This window comes from Streptomyces albus subsp. chlorinus, assembly GCF_013302895.1.
Classification (GTDB): Bacteria; Actinomycetota; Actinomycetes; order Streptomycetales; family Streptomycetaceae; genus Streptomyces; species Streptomyces chlorinus.
On the sequence record NZ_VJOK01000001.1, the window covers coordinates 6,310,863 to 6,322,894 of the forward strand.

Genomic DNA, 12,032 nt, shown 5'->3' on the forward strand with positions numbered 1-12,032 from the left:
CCAGCGCCTCCCGGGCGCACAGGCGATCGTCACCGACGGGCACGGCCGGGTGACGGAGATCGCGGCGGGCGCGGGCGACCTGGCGACGGGCCGCCCCTTCCCGCACCGCGCACGGCTGCGGGCCGGCAGCAACACCAAGAGCTTCGTCGCCACGGTGGTCCTGCAACTGGCCGCCGCCGGACGGACCGAGCTGGACGCACCCGTCGAGCGGTATCTGCCCGGGGTGGTGCGCGGAGCGGGCAACGACGGCCGCCGCATCAGCATGCGCCATCTGCTCCAGCACACCAGCGGGCTGCCGGAGTTCCCGGAGGAGCTGACCGAACGGACGCCGGGCCACCACCGCCCCGAGGACGTCGTGGCGCTGTGTCTGCGGCAGCCGCCGCTCTTCCCGCCCGGTGCCCGCTGGTCGTACTGCAACCTGGGCTACATCCTGCTGGGCATGGTCGTCGAGCGCGTGACCGGGCGCTCGTGCGCCCATGAGGTGCGGCGGCGGGTGACCGGCAAGCTCGATCTGGAGCACACCTACTGGCCCCGGTGGCCCGAACAGCGGCTGCGCGGACCGCATCCGACGCCGTACGAGCGGACCCCTGACGGCGGGCACCGCGAGGTCACCTTCATCAACACCTCGATCATCGGCGCCGCCGGGGCCCTGGTCTCCACGGCCCAGGACCTGACGCTCTTCTTCCACCATCTGCTGCGCGGAGCGCTGCTGCCGCCCGGCCAACTGGCCCTGATGAAGGACACCGTGCCCTGCGACATCGCGACCGGTGCCACATATGGGCTGGGCCTGGCGCGCTATCCGTTGGCCGGGGTGCGGGGGGCCGACGGCTACTGGGGGCACGGCGGCACGGTCGAGGGCACCAGGACGCGTGGCGGTGTCACGGGCGACGGGAGAGCCGTCCTGGTCGCCGTGAACGAGGTGTCGCCGCGCGAGGACGGTTCGCAGGCCGTGGTCGACACGGTCGAACGGATCTTCCGGTACGTCCCGGAAGCTCCGTCGGGAGAGGGGGAAGGGTGAACAGGACGGGCAAGGGCAGGGCAAGGGCCGGGCGGAGCCTGGCGGTGGGGCTCCTCGCGGGTGCGGCGGTGCTCGCCGCCTCGCCGGTCCCCGGACAGGCGAGCACGCCGGAGCCGAAGACGGGGGACGCGGGGTCGGTAAAGTCGTCGGCCGCCGGGCCGGTCGCCGGGTCCGCGGGGGACCTGAGCCGTTTCGTCGCCCAGCGCCCCGAGTGGAAGAAGTGCGGCCACAAGGAGCTGGACGAGGCCGGGGCGCGCTGCGCCACCATCCGGGTGCCCCTCGACTACCGCCATCCCGAGGGCCGCACCCTCACCCTCGGGTTCTCCCGCATCAAGGCCGAGGACACCGAGCACCGCATCGGCCTGATGATGCACAACTCCGGCGGGCCGGGCGGCATCACGCTCGACATGCCGCTGATGGACGAGCCCGTCATGGGCAAGAAGCTGGCCGGCCGCTTCGACCTGATCGGCATGGACCCGCGCGGCGTCGGCCGCAGCAGCCCGCTGCACTGCGGCACCAAGGAGCACTGGCTGCGCTCCGCCGGGTACGACGAGGCGGGCTTCAGAGCCCAGGCCGCCTCCGAGAAGGAACTGGTCCGCGCATGCCAGCGGGTCTACGGGAAGAAGATGCCGTATCTGCGGCACTTCACCACCCGCAACACCGCTCGGGACATGGATCTGCTGCGCGCCGTCCTCGGTGAACGCCGCACCTCGTACTTCGGGATCTCCTACGGCACCTACCTGGGGGCGGTCTACGCCAAGATGTTCCCCCAGCGGGTGGACCGGCTGCTGCTGGACAGCGCCATCGACCCGGCGCGCTGGCACGTCCAGGGCTTCCGCGACGCGACGGCGGCGAACGAGGAGTTCCTCGACGCGTGGTCGGCCTGGGCCGCCCGGCGGAACGGCACCTACGGTCTCGGCGACACCCCGCGCGAGGTCCGGGCGACCGTGGACGGCATTGCCCGCAAGGCGGCCCGCGAGCCGCTGAAGGTGGGGGAGTACACCGCGGACGGCCAGGAGGTGGCGCCCGCGCTCGCGATGGCGATGTACGACGACAGGGAGTTCGCGCGGGCGGGAAAAAGCATCAAGGTGCTGCACGAGGCGTCCCTGGGCCGGCCGGTGCGGCCCACCGAGGACCTGAAGGCGGCGCTGGGACCGCCGGAGGACGAACAGGACGTGCAGAACTCCCTCCAGATGGCCCTGATGTGCGCCGACCGCGCCGCACCGCGCGACCTGTCCTGGTACCGGCGCAACGTCGAGCGCAGCCGGGCCGGGGCACCGCTCCACGGCCCGCTCTTCAACGGCGTCAACCCGTGCGCGTTCTGGCCCGTCGAACCGCTGGAACCACCGGTCACGACCGGGAACGCCGTACCGGGGCTGATCGTCCAGGCCACCGGAGACCCCCGCACGTCGTACGCCAACGGGCAGGGGCTGCACCGCAAGATGCCCAACTCCCGGCTGATCACCTTCAAGGCGCGGGTGCACGGCGTCTACGGCATATACCCCAACCGCTGCGTCGAGAAGGAGGTCAACTCCTATCTGAGCACGGGACGGCTCCCGGCCGGGGACCCCCCTGCGAGAAGGACCGGCGGTGAGGTGAGAGCCGGCGGGCACGCGGTGCCGGAGCCCGGCCGGCTCCGGCACCGCGTGCCCCTCAGCGCACCACTCGGCACTCGCCACTCGCCCGTCGCTTCCCTGCCTCAGCGCGGTGGGGCGGGGTGGCCCACGGGTCCCGCCGTGCCCGGTACGACGGGCGCACCCGGGGCCACCGGGCGGCGGCCCGCGCGGTTGAGGAGCACGGCTGAGACGACCATCAGCAGCCCGACGCCACCGGCGACGAGACCGATGGTCAGCGGCGCCGTCTCCAGCGGAGGGTGCTGGGTGGGCTCGGCCCCGGTCGGGGAGGCGAGGAACGACTTGCCCTTGTACTCCGCGGGCCCCGTGCGGTCGGCGGGCGGGTGGGAGACCGCGCGGACGGCCGCCGACGCGTTGATCACCCCATGGCCGACCAGCGGGTTGTAGCCGCCCGGTGGATGGGCCGCGGTCCTGGTGAGGATGGTGCGGACCTGAGCGGGGGTCAGCTTGTGGTCCTTGCCCAGCATCAGGGCCACGACCCCGGAGGTGAGGGCCGCCGCGGGGGAGGTGCCGTTGACGGGGGCGTAACCGCCGGTGTTCTTCGCGCTGACGATGCCGACGCCCGGTGCCGCCACCGTGTTGTAGGTCCGCACGGTGGAGAACTCGGCCCTGCTGCCGCCCTTCTGGACGGCGGCCACGGCGATGACCCCCGGGTATCCGGCGGGATAGGAGGAGTCGTTGAGGACATCCCCCTCGTTGCCCGCGGAGGCGACGACGGGAACCCCCTTGTGGGCGGCGTGGGCCAGGGCCCTGATCTCCTCCTCGTTGAAGCTGGAGCCGATGCTGTCGCCGCCAAGGGACATGGAGATGACGTCGGCACCGTGGTTGACGGCGTACTCGACGCCCTGGGCGACGGGGCTCGGGCCCGTCTTCCAGTCCCCGGCGTCGTGCTCCTTCTTGTCGTCGATCACCCGCACGGACAGGATGCGGGCCTTGGGGGCGACCTTGAGCACGTCGGAGGCCATCGCCGTGCCGTGTCCTCCCCAGCGGGGGTCTCCGGGGCCCAGACCGTCCTTGTAGTAGTCGGGGCCCGTGGTCACCCTGCCCGCCACCGCGGGGTGGTCCTTCTCCACACCGCTGTCGAGGACGGCGACTGTGACGCCTTCGCCCTGGGTCGTCCGCTGTGCCGAGGAGAGTCCGAGGGCCTGCGACTCCCAGCTCACGGGGGTGGCGTGTGCGGGGGTGGCGGCCAGCGTGCTCAGGAGCGCGCCGAGTCCGGCGGCCGTGAGGGCTGTGCCGATGCGCCGTCGGATCATGACGTCTCCTCCAGCAGCAGGGCGCCGAGGTGCAGGTTCAAGTCGTTGGCGAGGGTGTGGGCGGCCTCCCGCCAGGGCATGCGGTCGGACTTGGCGTCCAGGTCGGTCCGGCCCCACTCACCGGGGAGGTGGCCGGCCTTGCGTCCGTCGACGGAGCCGACCGAGGCGGCGATGGCGTAGGGGAAGTTCATGTCGGTGGCCTGCACCCCGTCGGAACCGTTGCGGTCGGCGTCCTTCCAGCCGGCCGCGACGGAGTCCGGCACGGGGAACGCCTTGACGCCGTGGTCGGCGGTGCGCTTGTCCTTCTGCGCGTCGAAGAAGGGGCCCATCCCGTCCTCGGGGGAGTCGACGTCCGGAAGGACGATGAGGGCGACGGTGCCGACGAGATTGCCGGTGGGGTCGACGTAGGTGGCGCGCAGCGTCGCCTTGCAGCCGCGCTTCTTCACCTCGGCGGCCAGTGTCCCGGTCAGCGCGGCGGAGCAGTCCGTCTGCTGGGCGATGCCGACGCGGTGCCAGTCGGCGAACCGCGCCTCGGCGCCGGACCGCGCGTCGGCCCTGGAGCCGAGCGTCTTGGGGAAGAGCTTGTCCACCCGCTCGTTGCGCCACATCACGGGGCCGTACTCGGAGCGGTTGGGGATGGTCTGGGCGGCGTTGGAGAAGGTGTGGACGGTCAGTGCGCCGCCCGCGAGCAGCGCGAGCGCCCCGGCGGCGGCGAGGAAGGCGGTGAGACAGTTGCGTCCTGTGTTCTTCTTCGGCGGCGGGGAGAAGGGCATCCCGCCGGCCGGTGCACCGCCCGGCATGCCCTGGTGGGGGCCGGGGACTCCTGGCGGCGGCCCGGGCGGCATGCCCGGGGGCGCCCCGGGCGGCGGCGAGGCGGCCGGGTGGTGGCCGTACGGCCCGAAGCTGCCGGGACTCTCGGGCGGGCTCGGGTAGGACATGGTTCCCCTTCTCGGTGTGCGGCCCGTGACGTGCGGGCGCAGAGCGGCGGAAGGAGACGGACCGCTCCCTAAACGCGCACGCCCCCGCGTTAGCCTGAGAGACAGTATCGGTCCGGGACGACAACCAGATGATCGGTGCCCCGTCTCGCCTTTGTCACAGAAGAGCACGTGAGAGGGGGAGCGCGCCTTTACGGTCGCCTTGGCCGCCCCGGCCGTCCTGACTGCCCTGATCGCCCTGATCGCCTTGGTCGCCCTGGCCGTCCCGGCGCACGGGCGCGCCGCGCCCCCGTCCGGCAGGGGCACGGCGCGCGACTGTGAAACCGTCGGCAAGAGCGCGCGGGGCGGTGCGCGCGGGCTGCCGGATCAGATGGGCTGAAGGGCGTTGTCCCGTCCGTCATCCCGTCCGTCGTCACGCCCGTCGTCCGGGCCGCCCTCCTGCCCCGCCCGCTGCCCGGTGGCCCCCTGCCCGGCGGCCCGCTGCCCGGCCCGGCTCCCGGGCGCGTGCCCTGCCTTCCGCCCCGCCCGCGCTCCGGCCCCGTGGCGCTCCTTCCGGTCGTCCTCCTCGCCGAGGGCGGCCTGTTCCCGCTCGCCGAGCGCCCCCGCCTGCTCCTTCCCGCCGGGCGACGCCGCGCGATCCTCCCCGCCGGGCGACGCCGCCCGCTCCTCCTCGGGGACGGAGATGACCCAGTGCGTGTCCTGGCGCGGGCGCAGGTAGCAGGCCCAGTAGCAGGCGGCGACCAGGACGATGCCTCCCGTGATGACGAGGCTCTGCACGCTCTGCTGCCACAGCACCCACATCAGCGCGGCCATCAGCAGCGCCGGCAGCACCGGCCACAGCGGCATGCGCCAGGCGGCCCGGTCCCTGAACGCCTCACGTCGTGCCGCCAGGGCGCCGAGGGCGACGAAGACGTACATGCCGGCGACCGCGACGCCGGTGACCTCGCTCAGTACGTCGAGGTTGACGAAGCACAGGGCCGCGCCGGGGACGCCGACCACCAGCGTGGCCACCCAGGGGGAGCCGAAGCGCCGGCCGAGCCGGGAGAAGGCGCGGTTGACGGGGTCGGGCCAGGCGGCGTCGCGGGCGGAGGCGAAGACGACACGGGAGTTCTGGATGACCATGACGATCGCGGCGTTGACGATCGCCAGGGCGATGCACAGGCTGATGAACGTCCCCATGGCGGAGTTGCTCCACTCCTGCACCATGGCCGCTATGTCGCCGCCCGCGAGGGTGTGCAGGTCCGGGGCGCCCAGGGTGATCGCGACGACGGGCACGATGACGACGGCGAAGCCGATGGCCAGCGTCCACAGCACCGTGCGGGAGACGGTGCGCCGCGGGTTCTCCATCTCCTCCGCCAGGTACACGGCGGTGGTGAAGCCCTGGAGGATGAACAGCGCGGTGGCCAGGCCGGTGACGATCAGCCCGGCCGTGACGGGGGAGGTGTGGCCGCCCCCGGTGTCCATGACCGGGTGGACGAGGACGGAGGCGGACCGCTGGGCGTGGGTGAAGCCCAGGAAGGCGACGATGGCGGCGCCCACGACCTCCAGCGCCAGGAAGACGCCGGTGATCCAGGCGTTGGCCCGCAGGTCCAGCAGCCCCATGGCGGTGGACAGCAGCATGACGGCGGCGGCCGCGTAGCGCGGGTCGAGGTGCACGAGCGGCGCGAGGTAGTCGGCGGTGCCCAGCGCGATGATCGGCGGCACGATCATGACGACTATCAGTGACAGGATGAAGACGAGCCAGCCGGCCAGCCTGCCCATCAGCGTGCCGACCATCGCGTACTCGCCGCCGGAACTCGGGATGAGAGTGCCCAGTTCGGAGTAGGTGAAGGCGACGGCCACGCACAGCAGCGCGGCGACGGTGAGGGTCAGGGCGGTCCCCGTGCCCAGGGTGCCGAAGGAGTCCGGGACGATCACGAAAAGTGAGGAGGCCGGAGTCAGGCAGGAGAGGGTGAGGAGCGTGCCGCCCACGACGCCGATGGAGCGCGTGAGCTGTGGCCGGCTGCGGTCTGCGGGCGTGTCGGTCATGCGGTTCCGTTCGTACTGTGCGTACTGGGCGGGAGCGGTATCGCCTCCGGTGCGGCACCGTGTCGCGGTGCGGAAGGTGCGAGAGCCGGAAACCTCGTTCCGGTCCGCGCATACAAGCTGTTGGGAAGACATCGAGTCAAGACCCGTTTTCAACGAAATCCGTGGTGAAACGAGCCTCTGGCGGGCGTTCTTGGTGGCCAATCCGCCGTTCTCATAAGGAAAGCGCCCGCATGAGGAAACCGCAGCCACGGATTTGATGTTTTCGGGTCCCTCACCACCCGCTCACATGGCGAGACCCCTCCCCCGGATCAGGCCGGGAGCGGGCACGGAGGCGGCCCAGCAGGTCACCGTCGGAAATCCGGGGAAGGCGGCCCTGCGGGTCCGGCCCCGCAGGCTCCGGAGCGCTGGAGCAGCCGGAAGGTGGTGGGCCCGCGCAACGCACCTCCTCCCCTCCGCAACGCACCGCCCCCCTCGCAACGCACCACCGCCCCCGCGCGGCGCGGTGCCGAGCGGCGTGCCGCAGGGGGGGGGCGGTGGTGTGCCGACCGGTGGCTCAGCGCAGTCCGAACGCCTCCACGATGCGCTGGGCGGCGCGGGTTGCCGTCAGTGAGCCCTCGCGGACGCGCTCCTCGACCAGCGGCGCCAGGCGCCGCACCTCCGGGTGCTGCTCCAGGCGGCCGAGCAGCTCGTCGCGGACCATGGACCAGACCCACTCGACCTGCTGGTCCCGCCGTTTGGCGGCCAGCTCGCCCGTGGACTCCAGCACGGCGCGGTGCCGCTCCAGTTTCTCCCACACCTCGTCCAGGCCGGTGCCTTCCCGGCCGCTGCAGGTGAGCACCGGCGGGTTCCAGGCGGCGTCGGCGGACCTCATCAGGCGCAGCGCGCCTGCCAGTTCGCGGGCGGCCGAGCGGGCGTCCCGCTCGTGCGGGCCGTCTGCCTTGTTGACGGCGAGCACGTCGGCGATCTCCAGCACGCCCTTCTTGATGCCCTGGAGCTGGTCTCCGGTGCGGGCGAGGGTCAGCAGCAGGAAGGAGTCCACCATCTGCGCGACGGTCGCCTCGGACTGTCCGACGCCGACCGTCTCCACCAGGACGACGTCGTAGCCCGCGGCCTCCATCACGATCATCGTCTCCCGCGTCGCCTTGGCGACCCCGCCCAGCGTGCCCGCGGTGGGGGAGGGCCGCACGAAGGCGGCCGGGCTGACGGCCAGGCGCTCCATGCGGGTCTTGTCGCCCAGGATGGAGCCGCCCGTGCGGTTGGAGGAGGGGTCCACCGCGAGGACGGCCACGCGGTGCCCGCGCTCGGTCAGCAGGGTGCCCAGCGCGTCGATGAACGTCGACTTGCCGACTCCCGGCACCCCGCTGATCCCCACCCGGCGGGCGCCGCCCGCGTGCGGCAGCAGCGTCGTCAGCAACTGCTGCGCCAGTTCCCGGTGGTCGGCCCTGCGGGACTCCACCAGCGTGATGGCGCGGGCGATGTGGGCGCGGGAGCCGGCCAGCACGCCCTTGGCGTAGTCGTCGGGGTCGATGGTCCGCGGCACGGGCTCAGCCCTCGTCCGCCGGCCGGCTCTCGGAGCCGCCGCCCGTGAGGTCGTCGTGGCCCAGCGACGCGGCCAGTTTCCGCACCAGGTCCCCTGCCGCGTCCGGGATGACCGTCCCCGGCGGGAAGACGGCCGTCGCGCCCGCCTCGCGCAGCGGCTCCACGTCGGCGGGCGGGATCACCCCGCCGACGACGATCATGATGTCGTCCCGTCCGGCCGCCGCCAGCTCGTCCCGCAGGGCCGGTACGAGCGTGAGGTGCCCGGCCGCCAGCGAGGAGACGCCCACGATGTGCGCGTCCGCCTCCACCGCCTGCCGCGCCACCTCGGCCGGGGTCTGGAACAGCGGGCCGACGTCCACGTCGAAGCCCAGGTCCGCGAACGCCGTCGCGATCACCTTCTGGCCCCGGTCGTGCCCGTCCTGCCCCATCTTGGCCACCAGCAGCCGCGGCCGGCGGCCCTCCGCCTCGGCGAAGGCGTCCACCAGCTGACGGGTACGGGCCAGGGACGACGACACTCCTGCCTCCTCGCGGTACACACCGGAGATCGTACGGATCTGTCCCGCGTGCCGCCCGTAGACCTTCTCCAACGCGTCGGAGATCTCCCCGACGGTGGCCATGGCGCGCGCCGCGTCCACGGCCAGCGCCAGCAGGTTGTTCTCCAGGCCGGGTCCCGAGCCCGCCGCGGCGGCGCGGGTCAGCGCGCCCAGCGCCGAGCGGCAGGCGTCCTCGTCGCGCTCGGCACGCAGCCGCCGCAGCTTCTCGATCTGCTGGGCGCGCACCGCGGAGTTGTCCACCTTGAGGACCTCGATCCGCTCGTCCTCGGCCGCCCGGTACTTGTTGACGCCGATCACCGGCTGCCGCCCGGAGTCGATGCGGGCCTGGGTGCGGGCGGCGGCCTCCTCGACGCGCAGCTTGGGAATGCCCGCGTCGATGGCCTTGGCCATCCCGCCCGCCGCCTCGACCTCCTCGATGTGCTGCCAGGCCCGTGCCGCCAGATCGTGTGTGAGCCGCTCGACGTAGGCGCTGCCGCCCCACGGGTCGATCACCCGGCAGGTGCCCGACTCCTGCTGGAGCAGCAGCTGGGTGTTGCGGGCGATGCGGGCGGAGAAGTCCGTCGGCAGCGCGAGGGCCTCGTCGAGCGCGTTGGTGTGCAGCGACTGGGTGTGCCCCTGGGTCGCGGCCATCGCCTCGATACACGTACGGGTGACGTTGTTGAACACGTCCTGCGCCGTCAGCGACCAGCCGGAGGTCTGCGAATGCGTGCGCAGCGACAGCGACTTGGGGTTCTTCGGGTCGAACCGCTTGACCAGCTTCGCCCACAGCAGCCGGGCCGCGCGCAGCTTGGCGATCTCCATGAAGAAGTTCATGCCGATCGCCCAGAAGAACGAGAGCCGGGGGGCGAAGGCGTCCACGTCCATGCCCGCGTCGAGCCCGGCGCGCAGATACTCCACCCCGTCCGCCAGGGTGTAGGCCAGCTCCAGGTCGGCCGTCGCACCGGCTTCCTGGATGTGGTAGCCGGAGATGGAGATGGAGTTGTAGCGCGGCATCTTCTGCGAGGTGTACGCGAAGATGTCGGAGATGATCCGCATGGAGGGCTGCGGCGGGTAGATGTAGGTGTTGCGGACCATGAACTCCTTGAGGATGTCGTTCTGTATGGTCCCCGCCAGCTTCTCGGGCGGCACGCCCTGCTCCTCGGCGGCGACGATGTAGAGCGCCAGCACCGGCAGCACGGCGCCGTTCATCGTCATGGAGACGGTCATCCTCTCGAGCGGGATGCCGTCGAAGAGCTGCCGCATGTCGTAGATCGAGTCGATCGCCACCCCCGCCATGCCGACGTCGCCCGTCACCCGCGGGTGGTCGCTGTCGTAGCCGCGGTGGGTGGGCAGGTCGAAGGCGACCGACAGCCCCTTCTGGCCCGCGGCCAGGTTGCGGCGGTAGAAGGCGTTGGACTCCTCGGCCGTGGAGAAGCCCGCGTACTGGCGGATCGTCCACGGCTGGTTGACGTACATCGTCGGGTAGGGGCCGCGCAGGTACGGGGCGATGCCCGGATAGGTCTCCAGGAAGTCCAGCCCGCGCAGGTCCTCCTCGGTGTAGAGCGGCTTGACCGCGATGCCCTCGGGCGTGTGCCAGGCGAGGTCCTCGACGGCGTGCCCGGTGCGCTCCTTGACGGCCTCGCGCCACGCCTCCGTGCCCCGGCCGGGCTGCGTTCCCCCGCTGGGCTCCAGGCTGACAGTGGTGAAGTCCGGGATGCCGGTGCTGCCTCCGGTCGCCCCGCGCTTCGGCTGCTGGCTCATGCGTCGACCCCCATGCGGTCGAGAAGGGAGGCGAGGACGGCGACCGCGTCCCCGCCCGCGTGGACGAACTCGTCGACTCCGGCGGACTGATACCCCGCACGGTGCTCGGCATCCGGCTTCCCCGCCAGCAGCACGTGCGCGGCGCCCGCCGCCTTGAGGGCGGCGGCCACCTCCGCCGCCTCCTCCGCGTAGCGGGCGTCACTGGAGCACAGGCAGGCCACCGCGGCACCGCTGCGCGCGAACGCCTCCGCCACGCTGCCGGCGTCCACCGTCACCGGGTCGTGCACCGGCTGGATACCGCCCGCCTGCGCGAGGTTGGCGGCGAACGCGACCCGCGCGGTGTGCGCGGACGCGGGGCCGAGCGCGGCCACGAACAGCTTTGGGCGCTCACCCGTGGCCGCCAGGTGCCGGTCCGAGCGGGCGCGCAGCGCCTCGTACGCGTCGTCGCGGCGCACCCGCGGCAGTCCGCCGCCGGGGCGCTCGGGAGCCGGCTCGCGGGTCAGGGGCCGCTCCTCCAGCAGCGGGAACTCGCTGACCCCGGTGACCGGTTCGCTGCGGCGGGCCAGCGCCCTGCTCCGCTGCGCCCAGCCCTCGCGCAACTGCCCGGCCACCAGCCCGTCGCGCAGGGCCGCCGCCATGCCGCCCGCGCCCTCGATCTCCTGGAAGTGCGCCCAGGCCGTACGGCACAGCTCGTCGGTGAGCGCCTCGACGTACCAGGAGCCGCCCGCCGGGTCGATCACCCCGGCCAGACGGGACTCCTCCAGCAGGATGGAGGAGGTGTTGCGCGCGATGCGCCGCGCGAACGCGTCGGGCAGGCCCAGCGCGTCGTCGAACGGGAGGACGGTGACCGCGTCCGCGCCGCCGACGCCCGCGGCCAGCGTGGCGACCGTGGTGCGCAGCATGTTCGTCCACGGGGCGCGGCGCGTCATCATCACCGGCGAGGTCACCGCGTGCTGCCGCTGCGCCCCCGCCCGCTCGGGCGCCCCGCACGCCTGTACCACCCGCGCCCACAGACGGCGCGCCGCGCGCAGCGCGGCGATGGTGGTGAACTGGTCGGCGGTGGCGGCGTACCGGAACTCCAGCCGGGCGCAGGCCGTTTCGAGGGAGAGCCCCGCCCCGGTCATGTCGCGCAGATAGGCCACGCCGGTCGCCAGCGCGTACCCCAGCTCCCGCGCGGGGGAGCCGCCCGCCTCGTGGTAGGGGAGTGTGTCCACCACATGGGTGCGCAGGTCCGGGTGCGCGTCGGCGCAGCGGGCGGCCAGTGCCGCGGCCTCGCGGCGCAGTTCGGGCGTGGCGTCGTGGTCCCCGGTGCGGGCGGCGTGCCCCAG

6 protein-coding genes and 2 pseudogenes are annotated in these 12,032 nt (G+C 72.9%); 2 read left to right on the top strand and 6 right to left on the bottom strand.

Features of this window, described 5'->3' with window-relative positions; genetic code table 11:
• Both FM076_RS27340 and FM076_RS34240 read left to right on the top strand, forming a co-directional pair.
• Positions 1-1,018, top strand: a 1,018-nt coding sequence (locus tag FM076_RS27340; RefSeq protein WP_173873541.1) for a serine hydrolase domain-containing protein, incomplete at its 5' end; no start/stop codon positions are given.
• A 431-nt stretch (positions 1,019-1,449) separates the two neighbouring features.
• Positions 1,450-2,574 (top strand): annotated as a pseudogene (locus FM076_RS34240) (alpha/beta hydrolase); the annotation flags it as partial.
• A 143-nt stretch (positions 2,575-2,717) separates the two neighbouring features.
• Here the strand turns inward: FM076_RS34240 and FM076_RS27345 are convergent.
• From FM076_RS27345 to FM076_RS27370, 6 genes and pseudogenes are all read right to left on the bottom strand, one after another.
• Positions 2,718-3,908, bottom strand: coding sequence for a S8 family peptidase (locus FM076_RS27345; RefSeq protein ID WP_173873542.1), 1,191 nt, complete (start codon positions 3,906-3,908; stop codon positions 2,718-2,720).
• Entirely contained in the window at positions 3,905-4,846 is a 942-nt protein-coding gene (locus tag FM076_RS27350) for a hypothetical protein (protein ID WP_243274651.1), read from the bottom strand. Before FM076_RS27350 ends, FM076_RS27345 begins: the two co-directional genes overlap by 4 nt.
• Before the next feature lie 654 nt (positions 4,847-5,500).
• A pseudogene (locus FM076_RS27355) lies at positions 5,501-6,871 on the bottom strand (APC family permease); the annotation flags it as partial.
• A gap of 553 nt (positions 6,872-7,424) precedes the next feature.
• On the bottom strand, positions 7,425-8,411 hold the full coding sequence (meaB, locus tag FM076_RS27360; RefSeq protein ID WP_173873543.1) for a methylmalonyl Co-A mutase-associated GTPase MeaB: 987 nt from the start codon (positions 8,409-8,411) through the stop codon (positions 7,425-7,427).
• 4 nt (positions 8,412-8,415) lie between these two features.
• Positions 8,416-10,704, bottom strand: a complete 2,289-nt coding sequence (gene scpA / locus FM076_RS27365; RefSeq protein ID WP_173873544.1) for a methylmalonyl-CoA mutase — start codon at positions 10,702-10,704, stop codon at positions 8,416-8,418.
• The coding region (locus tag FM076_RS27370) for a methylmalonyl-CoA mutase family protein (protein ID WP_173873545.1) at positions 10,701-12,032 on the bottom strand (1,332 nt) is incomplete at its 5' end. The genes FM076_RS27370 and scpA, both read right to left, overlap by 4 nt.